Below are 14,897 nucleotides of genomic sequence, written 5' to 3' on the forward strand. Positions count from 1 at the left end.
GCCTTACTCGGCTGGTTGAAAGCCCGTGATGAGCTGGCGCAGGCCGAGGGCGGCGCCAGCGAAGATCGCCAGGAAGGTCACCGGCGCCGAGACCGCGAGCACGGAGAAGGCCGAGAGGCCCTGACCCACGGTGCAGCCCATGGCGAGCACCGCGCCCGCGCCCATCAGCCCCGCGCCCAGCATCTGGCGGCGCAGCTCGCGCGGGTCTTCGCAGGCCTCCCACTGGAAGTGTCCCTTGAAGAGCGAGCCTACGACGGCGCCGAGCACGACGCCCGCGACGGAGCCCACCGCGAAAGAGGGCGCGCGCACCGAGGCGGTCATGACGTAAAGCAGGCTTTCGCCCACGGGGGCGGAAAAGCTGTGCGAGACGACCGGCATCGCGGCAAAGCCATGCGTGGCGACCCAGGTGCTGCCCGCCCAGCCAAAGAGGATCGCGACCCCCACGATGAGCGACCAGAAAATCGCGGACGGTTCTGACAAAAGGCTGCGCGAGGCAAGAGCGCCAAGCGTGACCGCCGCGCCCATGGCGAGGCCCAGAGCCGGGATGCCGAGGCCGGTGGCGGCAGAGATCATGTGGGCAAGCCCAGGGGGCGTGTCGGTCACATCGACCTGCGGAAAGATCATGTTGCGCAGGCCGGCGAGCGGGCCGAAGAGCACGGCATAGGCCGCAACCCCCATGACCAGCATCACCACGAAGGCGCGCAGATCGCCGCCGCCGAGCCGGGCCAGCATGCCGTAGCCGCAATTGCCCGCCAGCGCCATGCCGTAGCCGAACATGAGGCCACCGAGGATCGACGCCATCGGCATCCAGCGGATCGAGAGATAGTAGCTTTGCGCGGGATCAAAGAGGCCTGCGCCCATCAGGGCGAAGCTGCCCATGATGCCGATGCCGATCGCGAGGATCCACATGCGCATGCGCAGGGAGGAGCCGCCGTAGAGAAGATCTTCGATCGCGCCCAAAGTGCAAAACCGTCCCAGCCGCGCGGCCAGCCCCAGCAGAAGGCCCGAGCCAAGGCCCACAAGCGCCACCAGTGCGGCGTCACTTATCCAGTTATACATGTCGTCCTCCCGGTGTGCGCAGGGAGGTTCCTCAGCTTTCGCGTGGTCCCGAGTCCTGCGCACAGAAAAGATCATACACCGTTTCGAGGATCTTGCGAGGGCGCTCGTCGGCGAGACTGTAGTAGATGGTCTTGCCCTCACGGCGGGGCACCACCAGCCCTTCCAGGCGCAGGCGCGACAGCTGTTGCGAGACGGCGGCCTGACGGGCCGAAAGCAGCTCTTCCAGTTCGGTGACGGATTTCTCGCCGGAGACCAGATGACAGAGGATCATCAGCCGGCCTTCGTGGCTGATCGCCTTGAGAAAATTGGCCGCATGGGTGGCGTTGGTCATCATGCGGTCCATTTCCGCGTCGTCGAGCGTCTTGTCGAAAACCGGCAGTCCCATAGTTTGTCCGTCCTCATGTGGCGGGCGATCCCGCACTTAGTTTGTAACCTCGGGCGAGGTGAAATCGGTATTGCGCGTAAGCATACGTTCCAGCAACGGCCAGAAGAAATCCTCGCCGGGGTAGCCTTCGAGGCGGTCGATCTCTTTTCCGTTCTCGACCAGAAGGAATGTGGGCGTGAAAACCACGCGTCCGCCCGTGAGGGCGATATCCGTCTCGTCCATCTCTTTGATCTGGACCATGCGCAGCGGGGCGAAATTGCCCTCGGCGGTCTTGGGGTAGATCGGGCCGATCGTATCTTTCCACTCGATACAATAGTGACAGCCGGGCTGTTCGACCATCACGAGTTCCAGCGCCCGCGCGGGCAGGGCGGCCAGCGCGGCGAGGAAGATCGAAAAAAGCAGTGCCCGTCTGTGTGGCATCCCGAGAAACTCTATTAGCTGTTGTGTCATACAACGTAATTTGAATATGTTGATACTACAACAAAAGGAAAGCGCGCATGTTCGACGTTTCGCTCTGGGGCGCGTTTTTCGGCGGGCTTGTGGTGTTTTTCTCACCCTGCATCTTGCCGATCGTGCCCTTTTACCTCGGATACATGGCCGGATCGGGGCTTGGCGCGCTGAACGAGGCGGGCGAGCTTCCCGCTGATATCCGCCGGCGCGCGGTTCTGTCGTCGATCATGTTTTCGCTTGGTATCATCACGGTATTCGTGCTGCTGGGCGCGGCGGCGTTTTCGCTGAGCCAGATGTTCCGGGCCTATCAGGCCGAATTCCGCTGGGTGGCGGCAGGCATCATTTTCGTCATGGGGCTGCATTTCCTGGGCGTGATCCGGATCGGGTTTCTCGACCGGCAATTCCAGGTGCAGGCGGGCGACACGGCGAACATGTCGGTGCTGGGCTCTTACGTGGTGGGGCTGGCCTTTGCCGCGGGCTGGACGCCTTGTGTTGGCGGGGTGCTGACCGCCGTGATCATGACCGCGAGCTTCGAGGAGACCGCGTGGCAGGGGCTGGGCCTGCTTCTGATTTTCGGGGTCGGTTTGACGCTGCCCTTCGTGGTGGCGGCGCTGTTCATCAAGCCGTTCCTGCGGTTTGCCAAGCGGTTCCGGCAGCATCTGGGCAAGGTGGAGAAGGTGATGGGTGTCTTGCTGATCGTCTTCGCGGGGCTTCTGGTCACGAACCGGATCAACGAGATCGCATTTTGGCTGTTGGAGGCTTTTCCGGTCTTCAGTCAGATTTAAGCGAGGGAGAGACGTCATGAAACACTGGATCACGACACTGGCCGCGGCGCTGCTGGCGCTGCCTGCCTGGGCGGCAGAAATGGGCGATGACGGGCTGCACAAGGCCGCCTGGATGCGCGAGACCTTTCTGGATCTGCGCGAGGATCTGGAGGAGGCCAACGCCGAGGGCAAACGCCTGTTGCTGATGGTGGAGCAGCGCGGCTGTCTTTACTGCAAGAAGATGCATGAGGATGTGTTCCCCGTACCTGCGGTCGCGGACTATATCTCGGAGAATTATTTCGTGGTGCAGCTGAACCTGCATGGCGACCGGGAAATCGTCGATTTCGATGGCGAGGCGATGGCCGAAAAGGCGGCGACGCGGAAGTGGGGGATTCTGTTCACGCCATCGTTGATCTTCCTGCCGGAAGAGGTGCCGGAGGATGAATCCACGGCTCAGGCTCAGGTCGCATTACAGCCTGGCGCGTTCTCTGCCAGCACGACTTTGGACATGCTGACCTGGGTCAACGAGAAGCGCTATGACGTTGAAAACGGAGAAGATTTTCAGCGCTACCATGCGCGCCGAATTCAGGAGCGCGCGGCCGAAAAACAGTAGAGAGATCGGTGCCCCATAATAAATAATTCAAAAGTGTGAATTTGTAGTTGCGTCGCCGCCGGACTGTGAACTACCGTATACACGAGCTATCCAAGAGGGACTGGAAGCCACGGGAGGACCTATGAAGTTTACACTCACGACTTTGGCGGCGGCACTGGTCGCAACGCCCCTGATCGCCGGCGACGTAACGCCGGCCTCTGTCACCTACGGCGAATACGGCCAGATCGAGGACTCCCTGACGGGGCAGCCCGGCGATGCGGAAAACGGCGCCTTGGTGATGAAGACCAAGTCGATCGGCAACTGCATTGCCTGCCATCAGGTGACGGCGCTCAACGATGCGCCGTTCCACGGCGAAATCGGCCCGATGCTTGACGGCGTCGGCGACCGCTGGGGCGAAGCGGAACTGCGCGGGATCGTGGCGAATGCCAAGAAGATGTTCCCGGGCACGATCATGCCCGCCTACTTCAAGAACGAAGGCTATATCCGCCCGGGCGACGCCTATACCGGCGAGGCGCCGGAGGGACCTCTCGACACGCTGCTGACAGCCCAGCAGATCGAGGATGTGGTGGCCTTCCTGATGACCCAGAAGGAACAGTGAGCCGGGTCGGTTTTCCGGATCCTGCTCTGTGAGACAAAGGAGATGACAATGGACTTGACCAGACGTGAAACGCTGGCGGTTGGCGGTGCGGCCCTCGTGGTTGCCGCCCTGCCGATGCCGGCCATGGCCTCGGCCGTGGATGACCTGATCAACGAGTTCACCGGCGGGGCCGATCTGGCCGACAGCGGTGTCGACCTGATCGCGCCGGAGATCGCCGAGAACGGCAACACCGTGCCGATCGAAGTGAGCGCTGAGGGCGCCGCGTCGATCATGGTGCTGGCGGCCGGCAACCCGACGCCCCCCGTGGCAACCTTCAACTTCGGCCCGTTGGCAGGCGAAAGCCGCGCCAAGACCCGTATTCGCCTGGCTGGCACGCAAGACGTGATCGCCGTGGCGAAGATGGCGGACGGCAGTTTTGCCCGCACGTCGAAGAACGTCAAAGTCACCATCGGCGGCTGCGGCGGCTAAGGTAGAGGAGATTTAAGATATGGCAAAAGGTGTACGCCCCCGCGTGAAAGTTCCCAAGTCGGCCTCGGCTGGTGACGTGATCACGATCAAGTGCCTGATCAGCCACCAGATGGAATCGGGCCAGCGCAAGGACAAGGAAGGCAACGTCATTCCGCGTTCGATCATCAACAACTTCACCTGTTCGTTCAACGGTGAGACGGTGATCAACGTGAAGATGGAGCCGGCCATTTCCACCAACCCCTATTTCGAGTTCGACGCCAAGGTGCCCGAAGCGGGCGAGTTCGAATTCGTCTGGGACGACGATGACGGCTCGACCTATACGGACACGCAGGCGATCAGCGTCGGCTGATACCGAGAGAGCGCGCCCCGCACCGGAAATCTCCGGAGCGGGGTTGTTCCAGGGAGGAAGGACAACACAATGAAATTCAAAGCACTGACCGCCATTGCCGCGCTGATGATCGCCCCCGGCGTGGCCTTCGCCGAACCCGATGACGACACGCTTGTCATCAACGGCGAGACCGAGATGGTCACCAAGACGGCGGCGCCCGCGCATATGGAAGGGACCGGCATCGATACGATCATGTCGGGCTGGCACTTCCGCTCGGACGAGACGCAGGCGCTGGAGACAGACGATTTCGACAACCCCGGCATGATCTTCGTCGATGCGGGCCGCGAACAGTGGAACACCGTGGAAGGCGAGGCGGGCAAGTCCTGCGCAAGCTGCCACGAGGGCCCGGAAAGCATGGAGGGCGTGCGCGCCGTCTATCCGAAGTGGAACGAGGACGCGGGCGAGGTGCGCACGCTGGCGCATCAGATCAACGCCTGCCGGACCGAGAACATGAAAGCTGATCCCTACAAGTACACAAGCGGACAGATGGCGAACATGGAAGCGCTCATTTCGCTGCAATCGCGCGGCATGCCGGTCAACGTCGCCATCGACGGCCCGGCGGCCGAGACCTGGGAGCAGGGCAAGGAGCTCTACTATACCCGGACCGGTCAGCTTGAGCTGAGCTGCGCGAACTGCCACGAGGACAACTATGGCAACATGATCCGCGCCGACCACCTCAGCCAGGGCCAGATCAACGGTTTCCCGACCTACCGTCTGAAGAACGCCAAGCTGAACACGGTGCATGCGCGCTTCAAGGGCTGTGTGCGGGACACCCGCGCCGAGACCTTCAAGCCGGGCGGCCCGGAGTTCATCGCGCTTGAGCTTTATGTCGCAAGCCGCGGCAACGGCCTGTCGGTCGAGGGCCCGTCGGTCCGCAACTAAAAAACGAGAATGCCCCGTGCCCGCAATGGGTTACGGGGTTTTCTTTACTCAAATATATTCAAATTTCCGCATGTAATAGCGGGGAATGGAAAGGCACCTCATGATCTCTCGTCGTGATTTTCTGCAAGTGGGCATGGCCGCCTCTGCGCTGGTGGGCGCGAGCGGCTTCGGCAACTGGGCGAAACTGGCCGCGCAGCAGGCGCTGACGCAGGACCAGCTTTTGCAGTTCGACACGTTCGGGAACGTGAGCCTGATCCATGTCACCGACATTCACGCGCAGCTTAAGCCGATCTATTTCCGCGAGCCGGAGATCAATATCGGCGTGGGCGACAACAAGGGGAAGGTGCCGCACCTGACCGGGGCCGATTTCCGGCAGGCCTATGGGATCGAGGATGGCAGCCCGCGCGATTACGCGCTGACCTATGAGGATTTCGCGTCGCTGGCCCGCGAATATGGCCGTGTCGGCGGGCTGGATCGGGTGGCCACGGTGGTGAACGCGATCCGCGCCGACCGGCCCGACGCGATCCTACTGGATGGCGGGGATACCTGGCACGGGTCCTACACCTGCTATCACACCGAAGGGCAGGACATGGTCAACGTGATGAACGCGCTGAAGCCCGACGCGATGACCTTTCACTGGGAATTCACGCTGGGGCAGGACCGGGTGCGCGAACTGATCGAGGGGCTGCCCTTTGCAGCACTTGGCCAGAACATTTTCGACGCAACCTGGGACGAGCCCTCTGAGGAATTCAAGGCGTATGAATTCTTCGAGCGCGGCGGGGCCAAGATCGCCGTGATCGGGCAGGCGTTTCCCTACATGCCCATCGCAAACCCGGGCTGGATGTTCCCGGACTTCAGCTTTGGCATTCGTGACGAGCGGATGCAGGAGGTTGTCAACGACGTGCGTGGGCAGGGCGCCGATCTGGTCGTCGTCCTGAGCCATAACGGCTTTGACGTGGACAAGCAGATGGCGGGCGTGGTCGAGGGGATCGACGTGATCCTGTCGGGCCACACCCATGACGCGGTGCCCGAGCCGGTGCTGGTGGGCGAGACGATCATCGTGGCCTCTGGCTCGAACGGCAAGTTTGTGAGCCGGGTGGATCTGGACGTGCGCGAGGGCCGGATGATGGGCTTCCGCCACAAGCTGATCCCGATCTTCTCGGACGTGATCCAGCCCGACAAAGACATGGCTGCGCTGATCGACGAGCAGCGCGCGCCCTATGAGGCCGAGATGGCCGAGGTGATCGGGCAGACCGAGGACACGCTTTATCGCCGTGGCAATTTCAACGGCACGTGGGATGACGTGATCTGTGACGCGCTTTTGTCCGAGCGGGATGCCGAGATCGCGCTGAGCCCCGGCGTGCGCTGGGGGCCGAGCCTGATCCCCGGACAGGACATCACGCGGGAGGATATCTGGGGGGTCACCTCGATGACCTACCCGGAGGCGTACCGGACGGAAATGACGGGCGAGTTCCTCAAGGTGATCCTGGAGGACGTGGCCGACAACATCTTCAACCCCAACCCCTATTATCAGCAGGGCGGCGACATGGTGCGGATCGGGGGCATGGGCTATGCGATCGATATCTCCAAGCCGCAGGGTGAGCGCATTTCCGACATGACCCTGCTGAGCACGGGCGGGGCCATTGATCCTGCGCGCAATTACGTCGTCGCGGGCTGGGCCAGCGTGAACGAAGGCACCGAAGGCCCGCCCATCTGGGACGTGGTGGAAAGCCACATTCGCAAGTTGGGCACGGTGACCGCCCCCGGGCATGACAACGTGAAAGTGACCGGCGTCTGAGCGCCGTGGAGAATGAGACGAAAGAGGAGGTCAGAGACATGACTGCCGAGACCAAAAAGAAGGGGGCCTCGCGCCGCGCGTTCCTGAAGGGCGCGGTTGCGGCGGGTGGTGCTGTCGCCGGGGGTGCGATGGCGCGCGCGGCGGATGGACCCGAGCCGCTGATCACCGAGGTGCAGGACTGGGCCAGCGGGCTGGGCGAGGGCGTGGATGCCACGCCTTACGGCCTGCCGATCCGGTTCGAGGATGACGTGATCCGCCGCAACGTGGAGTGGCTGACGGCCGATACGATCAGTTCGATCAACTTTACGCCCATTCATGCGCTGGACGGCACGATCACGCCGCAGGGCTGTGCGTTCGAGCGGCACCATTCGGGGGCCATTGAGCTCAAGAAGGAAGATTACCGCCTGATGATCAACGGGCTGGTGGATCAGCCGCTGGTCTTCACCTATGCCGATCTGGAGCGGTTCCCGCGCGAGAACCATGTCTATTTCTGCGAATGTGCGGCGAATACCGGCATGGAATGGGCCGGTGCGCAGCTCAACGGCGCGCAGTTCACGCATGGGATGATCCACAATATGGAATATTCCGGCGTGCCGCTGCGGACCCTGCTGGAAGAGGCGGGGCTCGAGGCTGCGGGCGATCTGAGTGACAAATGGATCTACGTGGAGGGTGCCGATGCGTCCTCGAACGGGCGGTCGATTCCGATGGAAAAGGCGCTCGACGACGTGCTGGTGGCGTTCAAGGCCAACGGCGAGGCGCTGCGCAAGGAGCATGGATATCCCGTGCGCCTCGTCGTGCCGGGCTGGGAAGGCAATATGTGGGTCAAGTGGCTGCGTCGTGTCGAGGTCAAGGACGGCCCGACCGAGAGCCGCGAGGAAACCTCCAAGTACACCGACACGCTGGCGGATGGCACGAGCCGCAAGTGGACATGGGAGATGGATGCGAAGTCTGTGGTGACCTCTCCCTCGCCGCAATCGCCCATCACCCATGGCCCCGGGCCGCTGGTCATCACTGGCCTCGCGTGGTCAGGCCGGGGTGCCATCACCCGCGTGGACGTGTCCACGGACGGGGGCATGAACTGGACGCAGGCGCGGCTTGCCAAGGAAGGTGACTCCAAGGCGCTGTCGCGGTTCTATCTCGATATCGAGTGGGACGGCAGCGAGATGTTCCTGCAGAGCCGGGCGCATGACGAGACCGGCTATGTCCAGCCCACGAAAGCGCAGCTGCGCGAGGTGCGCGGCGAGAACTCGATCTATCACAACAATTGCATCCAGACCTGGTGGGTGAAGGAAAACGGGGAGGCAGAGAATGTCGAAGTCTCTTAATCTTTATGCTGGCGCGGTCGTCGGCGTGGGCGTCGTGCTGACGGCGGCGGCCAATTTCGCGGACCGGTTCGTGTCCCCGTTGCCGGGCGAGGCGCGGATGATGACGGATGCGCCCAATTCGGCCTATGGGCTTGTGATCGCGGCGGCAAATGCGCAGCCCGGCCCGTCGGAAGGGCCGATGGGGATCGGGCGAAAGGCCCTGCCCGAGGAAATCGCGGCATGGGATCTGGATATCAGCCCTGATGCAACCGAACTGCCGGTCGGCTCGGGCTCGGTCACGGATGGCGAGACGCTGTTTTCGAACAATTGCGCGGTCTGCCACGGCGAATTCGCCGAGGGTGTGGGCAACTGGCCCAAGCTGGCCGGTGGCGATGGCACACTGGCCGACAAGGACCCGGTCAAGACCGTTGGCAGCTACTGGCCCTACCTGTCGACGGCGTGGGATTACGTACACCGCTCGATGCCCTTCGGGGGTGCGCAGACGCTTACGGTGGACGAGACCTATGCGATCACGGCCTATATCCTCTATTCCAATTACCTCGTGGAAGACGATTTCGTTCTTTCGAACGAGAATTTCCTGGAGGTGGAAATGCCCAATGCCGACGGGTTCATCGTGGATGACCGCGAAGAGGCCGAGGCGCATTTCTGGAATGCCGAGCCGTGCATGGAAAACTGCAAGGACAGTGTCGAGATCACAATGCGCGCCGCCGTTCTGGACGTGACCCCGGAAGAGGAGAGCGCCACCGAGGAGGCCAGCGACATGGCCGTAGCCGAGCCCGAGGCCGCACCGAGCGAACCGGCAACCGAACAGCAGGCCGTGGAGGCCGCGGTGGAAACCGCAGCGCTTGATGCCGATCTGGTGGCCGATGGCGAGAAGGTCTTCAAGAAGTGCCAAGCCTGCCACATGGTGGGCGAGGGCGCCAAGAACCGCGTCGGGCCGCATCTGAACGACGTGGTGGGGCGCACCGTCGGCGGCCTTGACGGGTTCAACTATTCCGGCGCGCTGGCCGAGATGGGTGAGGCCGGGAAGACCTGGACTGAGGCGGAACTGGCGGCGTTTCTGGAGAATCCGCGCAGCTATGCCAAGGGCACGAAGATGTCTTTTGCCGGTCTCAAAAAGGAAGACGATCAGGCGGCGATCGTGGAATACCTGAGGTCGCATTCACAGTGACGTGTTTTGCGGGGCCGGGTGACCGGCCCCGTTTTGTAAATCGTGCGCTCTGTGGCACACTCGGCACTGATCCAAGGGAGGAGAGATCATGCTGACTCGCCGTTCTTTTTGCGTCTCTACCGTGGCCGGGGCCATGATGGCGCGTCCGGGATTTGCCGCCACGATGGGCGATGACGGGCTGCACAAGCAGCCCTGGATGCTCGACACCTTTCTGGAAATGGGGGACGATCTGGCCACCGCGTCAGATGAGGGGCGGCACCTGTTGGTGCTTTATGAGCAGGCGGGCTGTCCTTATTGCCGCGAGCTGCACGAGGTGAATTTTGAGCGCACCGAGATCACCGATTATATCCAAGAGCATTTCGACGTGATCCAGCTTGACCTTTGGGGCGCGCGCGAGGTGACGGATTTCGACGGCGCGGTTCTGGAGGAACGCCGTCTGGCGCAGAAATGGGGCGTGAATTTCACGCCCACCACGGTGATTTTCGGCAAGGATAACGTGGGCGCGGAGACCTTCCGCGAGGCGGAGGTGTTTCGGCTGCCCGGCTATCTGAAGCCGTTTCATTACCTGTCGTCACTGGAATATGTAGTGACCGGCGAATACGAAAAACAAAGCTTTCAGAGGTATTTGCAGGATAAATTTGAAGCGTTGCGCGAAAAGGGAATCGACCCTGATGTCTGGTAGGAGCCTGATTGCGGCGCTGGCCGTGATCTGGGGAACGGCCGGGTGGGCCGAAGACATCGGAGATGCCGCGCGCGGCGAGGAGATTTTTGGGCTGTGCTCGGGCTGTCACGAGGTGGGGCGCGGGGCCGAGAATGGGATCGGGCCGCATCTTAACGGGATTTTCGGGCGGCGCGCGGCGTCGGTCGGGGACGGGTATCACTATTCGGACAGCCTCAGGCGCGCGGGTGCGGACGGGCTGGAATGGCACCTTCGGACGCTCGATGCCTATATCGAGAACCCCAAGGCGCTGGTTTCGGGCACGCGGATGAGCTTTGACGGGCTGGAGGACGCGGGCGAGCGCGCCGATCTGCTGGCCTATCTGCGGCGGTTTTCCGACAATCCGCGCGACATTCCCGAGGCTGACCCCACCGCGCGCAAACGCGAGGTGGACCTGCCCGAGGCGGTGCTGGCGATGGTGGGGGACCCCGAGTATGGCGAGTATCTGTCGAGCGAATGCCTGACCTGTCACCAGAGCGACGGTAATGACGACGGCATTCCGTCGATCACCAACTGGCCCGCGGAGGATTTCGTGGTGGCGATGCATGCCTACAAGCGAAAGCTGCGTCCGCACCCGGTGATGCAGATGATGGCCGGCCGGCTGAGCGACGAGGAGATCGCGGCGCTGGCGGCCTATTTCGAGACGATCAACTAGACCGCGGCGCACGCGGCAGACAACGGTACTTTTATTTGGGAGGAACTTTGAAATGACACTGAACAGACGCGCCTTTATCGGCACGGGCGCCGCGGCGGCGGTGGCCCTTTCCGCGCCCATGGTCCGCGCGGCAAATCACGGAAAGCCCAAGGTGGTGGTGATCGGCGGCGGCGCCGGGGGCGCCACGGCGGCGCGCTATATCGCCAAGGACAGCGCGGGCGAGATCGAAGTCACGCTGGTGGAGCCGACGCGGGCCTATTACACCTGCTTTTTCTCGAACCTCTATATCGGCGGGTTCCGCGAGCTGAGCTCGATCGGGCACAGCTATGGCACGCTGGCCACGGAGTACGGCATCAACGTGGTGCATGACTGGGCCGTGGGTGTGGACAACGACGCAAAGACCGTGACGCTGGCCGGGGGCGCGGTGCTGCCCTATGACCGGCTGATCCTGAGCCCGGGGATCGATTTCATCGAGGATTCGGTGCCGGGCTGGAGCTTGGCGAGCCAGAACAAGATGCCCCATGCCTACAAGGCCGGGAGCCAGACGGAGCTTTTGAAGGCGCAGGTGGAGGCGATGCCGGAAGGCGGGCTTTTCGCCATGGTGGCGCCGCCCAACCCTTATCGCTGTCCGCCGGGGCCGTATGAGCGGGTGAGCATGGTGGCGCATCTTCTCAAGGAGATTAACCCCACCGCGAAGATCCTGATTGCTGATCCCAAGCCGAAATTTTCGAAAATGGCGCTTTTCCAGGAAGGCTGGCAGAAGCATTACGGCGGCATGATCGACTGGCTCGGGCCGGATTTCGGCGGCGGCAACGTGAGCGTCAATCCCGACGAGATGACCGTGGATATCGACGGCGCGGTCGAGAAGGTGGATGCCTGCAACGTGATCCCGGCGCAGAAGGCGGGCCGGATCTGCGAGATGGCGGGCGTAATGGACGGCAACTGGGCGCCGGTGGTGCCGCACACCATGCAGAGCCGGATGGACGAGAATATCCACGTGCTGGGCGACGCCACCAACCAGGGCGACATGCCGAAATCGGGCTATTCGGCCAATTCCCAGGCCAAGGTCGCGGCGATGGCGGTGCGCGGGGCGCTTCTGGACACCAAGGTGTTCCCTGCCAAGTTCTCGAACACCTGCTGGAGCCTGATCGAGACCGATGACGGTGTGAAGGTCGGCGCGAGCTATCAGGCGACGGATGAAAAGATCGCCAAGGTGGACGGTTTCATCAGCCAGACCGGCGAGGACAGCGCGCTGCGCAAGGCCACCTATAACGAAAGCCTTGGCTGGTACGCCGGCATCACCGAAGACATGTTCGGCTGAAAGGTCGAGGGCGCGGCCCCTTTGGCGGGCGCGCCCACCCGCCCACCCCGCGCCCGCCGAAGGGGCCGCGCCGTGGCGGCGTCAGAACCCGGATCAGGGCGGATTTCGCGTCGGCGACAGGATCGTGTCCGCGTGCCCTTGTCCGGCGATGCGGGCTTTTTTCGTGAACTCGTTCCGCATGTGTCCCGGGATGTTCGGGCGGGGCCGCGCGTGGTAGGCACGCGGTGGCTGCACTTGCGCGATGGTGCGACCGCGGGCTGGCGCGCGGGATCGGTCCGCGCTGACTTATGAAGGAGAAGGAGAGATCTGGTGACTGGACGAACGGCGCTTATTTCCGGGGCGAACAGGGGCATTGGCGAGGCGATCGCCCGGCGTCTGCATGCGGATGGTTGGAACCTGTCGCTTGGGATGCGGCGGCCCGAAAGGCCCGAATGGGACACCTGCGGGCACTGTCATCTGTTTCAATACGACGCCGAGGCATGCTCGGAAGAGGCGTGGGTGAAAGAAGCCGTGGAGGTTTTCGGGCAGGTCGACGCGATCGTACCTTCGGCGGGGATCATGACACCCGGCACGATCATCGAGGCCACGGACGCGCAGATCGATGAATTGATGGCGATCAATCTCAAGGCGCCGCGCCGGATGGCGAAGGCCGCGTGGGCGGAGCTTGAGCGCAGCGAGCGCGGGCGGATCGCGATCCTGGCGTCGCTGTCGGGAAAGAGGGTCAAGTCGGCCGGTTCGGGGCTCTACTCGGTTTCGAAATTCGCCGTGGTCGCGTTGGCGCATGCGTTGCGGCAGGCCGGGTGGGAGCAGGGGATCCGGGCGACGGCGATTTGTCCGGGGCTGGTCAATACCGAGATGGCGCACGCGATTTCCCAGCTTCCGCATGACGAGATGAGTGACCCCGGCGCTATTGCCGACGCGGTCGCGCTGATCCTGGACATGCCCGACAATTCGAGCGTCGCGGAGTTTCACGTCAACTGCATGCAGGAGGGGGTCTACTGAGCCTCGCAGATGCGAAACGGGGGGAGGGCGTTTTGCCAAGTTAAAAACAAACAGACTTGACTGTTTGTTGTGACGAAGTCAGCCTAGGCACCATAAGAATCGTCAAAGACCGAAATCCGAACAGGGAGAAAATCATGTTGAAACAGTTTCTTACCGGCGCGGCCGCGGCCGCCCTCATGGCCGGGGGCGCCATGGCCGAGACCACGTTCACGGCCAATTCCTTTTACGCGGCGGAGCATCCCCACTCGAAATACGGGTATATCGAATGGGCCGAGATGGTCGAGGAAATGTCGGGCGGCGACCTGAAGCCCGATGTCTATACCGGCACCGTGCTGCTGGCGCCGCGCGCCAATCTTCAGGGGATCCGCGACAATGTCGTGCAGGTCGCCCACCACGCGGCGGTTTACACGCCCTCTGAGATGCCGGTGGCCAACAGCGTGCAGGAGCTGGGGTTCAACTATTCCGATCCGCTGGTGATGATCTTCGCCTCGACCGATTTCAGCATGAATAATGAAACGCAGCTTGCCGAATGGGCCGACAAGGGCGTGGTCTATCTCGGCTCGTACGCGACGCCGCCCTATGTGTTGTTCTGTCGCGAGCCGGTGCGCACCATGGAGGAATTCAAGGGCAAGCGCATCCGCACCGCCGGATCGAGCGTGTCGCAATGGGTGGAAAAGGCCGGCGGTATCCCCGTCAATGTGCCGTCGTCCGAGATGTACACGGGCCTTGAGCGTGGCACGCTTGATTGCGCGTCGAATGCCGCGAACGACCTGATCGACCGGTCGCTCTGGGAGGTGTCGGAGCACACCACGATGCTGTCGACCGGCATGTACTGGACCGGACCGCAGTGGGGCTTTAACCCCGACTTCTGGTCCGGCCTGACGACCGAGCAGCGCGAGATCCTGATGCAGGCCACGGCGCGTGCGATGTCGCGCATGATCATCGAATATGTCGGCAGCGCCGAGGAGAAGCTCGCGCTGGCCAAGGAGAAGGGCAACAACGTCTATGAACCCGCCGAAGATCTGCTGGCGTCGGCCGAGGAATACCGGGCGAATTCGGTCGAGACGGCCTACAAGACCGCGGAAGAGACCTATGGCCTGAGCAATGGCAAAGAGGTCATCGACGCCTTCATCGCCACGCATGAGAAGTGGGAAAAGCTTCTGGCCGATGTGGACCGGACCGATGAAGACGCTCTGACCGAGCTTGCGATGAAGGAGATCTACAACAAGATCGACGCATCGAGCTACGGCGTGCAGTAAGGTTGACTCGAAAAAGGGGGCGCGGACCCGCCGCGCCCCCT

Annotated in this window: 17 protein-coding genes; 14 read left to right on the forward strand and 3 right to left on the reverse strand. The window is 62.7% G+C overall.

Annotation, left to right across the window (positions count from 1 at the left end; genetic code table 11):
- Window positions 1–3: 3 nt before the first annotated feature.
- The 3 genes from EZV60_RS02290 to EZV60_RS02300 are packed head-to-tail and all read right to left on the reverse strand — an operon-like array spanning window position 4 to window position 1,864.
- On the reverse strand, window positions 4–1,059 hold the full coding sequence (locus EZV60_RS02290; protein ID WP_135501713.1) for a YeeE/YedE family protein: 1,056 nt from the start codon (window positions 1,057–1,059) through the stop codon (window positions 4–6).
- A 31-nt stretch (window positions 1,060–1,090) separates the two neighbouring features.
- Window positions 1,091–1,444 (reverse strand): ArsR/SmtB family transcription factor, encoded by a 354-nt coding sequence (locus EZV60_RS02295; protein ID WP_135501715.1) that lies wholly within the window; start codon window positions 1,442–1,444, stop codon window positions 1,091–1,093.
- A gap of 36 nt (window positions 1,445–1,480) precedes the next feature.
- Entirely contained in the window at window positions 1,481–1,864 is a 384-nt protein-coding gene (locus tag EZV60_RS02300; RefSeq protein WP_135501717.1) for a thioredoxin domain-containing protein, read from the reverse strand.
- A gap of 77 nt (window positions 1,865–1,941) precedes the next feature.
- Between EZV60_RS02300 and EZV60_RS02305 the strand changes: the two genes are divergently transcribed.
- The 14 genes from EZV60_RS02305 to EZV60_RS02370 all read left to right on the forward strand — a co-directional run bounded on the left by EZV60_RS02305 (window position 1,942) and on the right by EZV60_RS02370 (window position 14,856).
- The gene (locus EZV60_RS02305) at window positions 1,942–2,679 is read left to right on the forward strand and encodes a cytochrome c biogenesis CcdA family protein (protein ID WP_135501719.1); all 738 of its coding nucleotides are present in this window, start codon (window positions 1,942–1,944) and stop codon (window positions 2,677–2,679) included.
- Window positions 2,680–2,695: 16 nt separating this feature from the next.
- The gene (locus tag EZV60_RS02310; protein WP_135501721.1) at window positions 2,696–3,271 is read left to right on the forward strand and encodes a thioredoxin family protein; all 576 of its coding nucleotides are present in this window, start codon (window positions 2,696–2,698) and stop codon (window positions 3,269–3,271) included.
- Between the two features lie 121 nt (window positions 3,272–3,392).
- Window positions 3,393–3,869: a sulfur oxidation c-type cytochrome SoxX gene (soxX, locus tag EZV60_RS02315; RefSeq protein ID WP_135501723.1), complete on the forward strand. Its 477-nt coding sequence runs from the start codon at window positions 3,393–3,395 to the stop codon at window positions 3,867–3,869.
- 48 nt (window positions 3,870–3,917) lie between these two features.
- Complete coding sequence (gene soxY, locus EZV60_RS02320) at window positions 3,918–4,337, forward strand: thiosulfate oxidation carrier protein SoxY (RefSeq protein ID WP_135501725.1); 420 nt, start codon at window positions 3,918–3,920, stop codon at window positions 4,335–4,337.
- 19 nt (window positions 4,338–4,356) lie between these two features.
- Complete coding sequence (gene soxZ / locus EZV60_RS02325) at window positions 4,357–4,686, forward strand: thiosulfate oxidation carrier complex protein SoxZ (RefSeq protein WP_135501727.1); 330 nt, start codon at window positions 4,357–4,359, stop codon at window positions 4,684–4,686.
- Window positions 4,687–4,755: 69 nt separating this feature from the next.
- Window positions 4,756–5,607 carry a sulfur oxidation c-type cytochrome SoxA gene (soxA, locus tag EZV60_RS02330; protein WP_135501729.1) on the forward strand — a complete coding sequence of 284 codons (852 nt, stop codon included), beginning with the start codon at window positions 4,756–4,758 and terminating at the stop codon, window positions 5,605–5,607.
- Between the two features lie 100 nt (window positions 5,608–5,707).
- Window positions 5,708–7,405, forward strand: coding sequence for a thiosulfohydrolase SoxB (soxB, locus tag EZV60_RS02335; RefSeq protein WP_135501731.1), 1,698 nt, complete (start codon window positions 5,708–5,710; stop codon window positions 7,403–7,405).
- Window positions 7,406–7,443: 38 nt separating this feature from the next.
- The gene (gene soxC, locus EZV60_RS02340) at window positions 7,444–8,730 is read left to right on the forward strand and encodes a sulfite dehydrogenase (RefSeq protein ID WP_135501733.1); all 1,287 of its coding nucleotides are present in this window, start codon (window positions 7,444–7,446) and stop codon (window positions 8,728–8,730) included.
- Window positions 8,714–9,901, forward strand: coding sequence for a c-type cytochrome (locus EZV60_RS02345; protein ID WP_135501735.1), 1,188 nt, complete (start codon window positions 8,714–8,716; stop codon window positions 9,899–9,901). The genes soxC and EZV60_RS02345 overlap by 17 nt, the downstream gene beginning before the upstream one ends.
- An 88-nt stretch (window positions 9,902–9,989) precedes the next feature.
- Window positions 9,990–10,583, forward strand: coding sequence for a thioredoxin family protein (locus EZV60_RS02350; protein WP_135501737.1), 594 nt, complete (start codon window positions 9,990–9,992; stop codon window positions 10,581–10,583).
- A complete protein-coding gene (locus tag EZV60_RS02355; protein WP_135501739.1) occupies window positions 10,573–11,274 on the forward strand; it encodes a c-type cytochrome in 702 nt (233 codons plus the stop codon). The genes EZV60_RS02350 and EZV60_RS02355 overlap by 11 nt, the downstream gene beginning before the upstream one ends.
- Window positions 11,275–11,326: 52 nt before the next feature.
- Window positions 11,327–12,595, forward strand: a complete 1,269-nt coding sequence (locus tag EZV60_RS02360; RefSeq protein ID WP_135501741.1) for an NAD(P)/FAD-dependent oxidoreductase — start codon at window positions 11,327–11,329, stop codon at window positions 12,593–12,595.
- Window positions 12,596–12,904: 309 nt separating this feature from the next.
- Window positions 12,905–13,597 (forward strand): SDR family NAD(P)-dependent oxidoreductase, encoded by a 693-nt coding sequence (locus tag EZV60_RS02365; RefSeq protein ID WP_210115047.1) that lies wholly within the window; start codon window positions 12,905–12,907, stop codon window positions 13,595–13,597.
- 134 nt (window positions 13,598–13,731) lie between these two features.
- Window positions 13,732–14,856 carry a C4-dicarboxylate TRAP transporter substrate-binding protein gene (locus EZV60_RS02370; protein WP_135501745.1) on the forward strand — a complete coding sequence of 375 codons (1,125 nt, stop codon included), beginning with the start codon at window positions 13,732–13,734 and terminating at the stop codon, window positions 14,854–14,856.
- Window positions 14,857–14,897: the final 41 nt, after the last annotated feature.

Source organism: Roseovarius aestuariivivens (assembly GCF_004761875.1).
Lineage (GTDB): Bacteria > Pseudomonadota > Alphaproteobacteria > Rhodobacterales > Rhodobacteraceae > Roseovarius > Roseovarius aestuariivivens.

What these genes read in the sequence shown, in the direction of transcription:
- soxB (WP_135501731.1), top strand. Translation starts at nt 5,708, where the DNA reads ATGATCTCTCGTCGTGATTTTCTGCAAGTGGGCATGGCCGCCTCTGCG.
- EZV60_RS02300 (WP_135501717.1), bottom strand. Translation starts at nt 1,864, where the DNA reads ATGCCACACAGACGGGCACTGCTTTTTTCGATCTTCCTCGCCGCGCTG.
- EZV60_RS02305 (WP_135501719.1), top strand. Translation starts at nt 1,942, where the DNA reads ATGTTCGACGTTTCGCTCTGGGGCGCGTTTTTCGGCGGGCTTGTGGTG.
- EZV60_RS02360 (WP_135501741.1), top strand. Translation starts at nt 11,327, where the DNA reads ATGACACTGAACAGACGCGCCTTTATCGGCACGGGCGCCGCGGCGGCG.
- soxA (WP_135501729.1), top strand. Translation starts at nt 4,756, where the DNA reads ATGAAATTCAAAGCACTGACCGCCATTGCCGCGCTGATGATCGCCCCC.
- EZV60_RS02310 (WP_135501721.1), top strand. Translation starts at nt 2,696, where the DNA reads ATGAAACACTGGATCACGACACTGGCCGCGGCGCTGCTGGCGCTGCCT.
- soxY (WP_135501725.1), top strand. Translation starts at nt 3,918, where the DNA reads ATGGACTTGACCAGACGTGAAACGCTGGCGGTTGGCGGTGCGGCCCTC.
- EZV60_RS02345 (WP_135501735.1), top strand. Translation starts at nt 8,714, where the DNA reads ATGTCGAAGTCTCTTAATCTTTATGCTGGCGCGGTCGTCGGCGTGGGC.
- soxC (WP_135501733.1), top strand. Translation starts at nt 7,444, where the DNA reads ATGACTGCCGAGACCAAAAAGAAGGGGGCCTCGCGCCGCGCGTTCCTG.
- EZV60_RS02350 (WP_135501737.1), top strand. Translation starts at nt 9,990, where the DNA reads ATGCTGACTCGCCGTTCTTTTTGCGTCTCTACCGTGGCCGGGGCCATG.
- EZV60_RS02355 (WP_135501739.1), top strand. Translation starts at nt 10,573, where the DNA reads ATGTCTGGTAGGAGCCTGATTGCGGCGCTGGCCGTGATCTGGGGAACG.
- EZV60_RS02370 (WP_135501745.1), top strand. Translation starts at nt 13,732, where the DNA reads ATGTTGAAACAGTTTCTTACCGGCGCGGCCGCGGCCGCCCTCATGGCC.
- soxX (WP_135501723.1), top strand. Translation starts at nt 3,393, where the DNA reads ATGAAGTTTACACTCACGACTTTGGCGGCGGCACTGGTCGCAACGCCC.
- EZV60_RS02295 (WP_135501715.1), bottom strand. Translation starts at nt 1,444, where the DNA reads ATGGGACTGCCGGTTTTCGACAAGACGCTCGACGACGCGGAAATGGAC.
- soxZ (WP_135501727.1), top strand. Translation starts at nt 4,357, where the DNA reads ATGGCAAAAGGTGTACGCCCCCGCGTGAAAGTTCCCAAGTCGGCCTCG.
- EZV60_RS02290 (WP_135501713.1), bottom strand. Translation starts at nt 1,059, where the DNA reads ATGTATAACTGGATAAGTGACGCCGCACTGGTGGCGCTTGTGGGCCTT.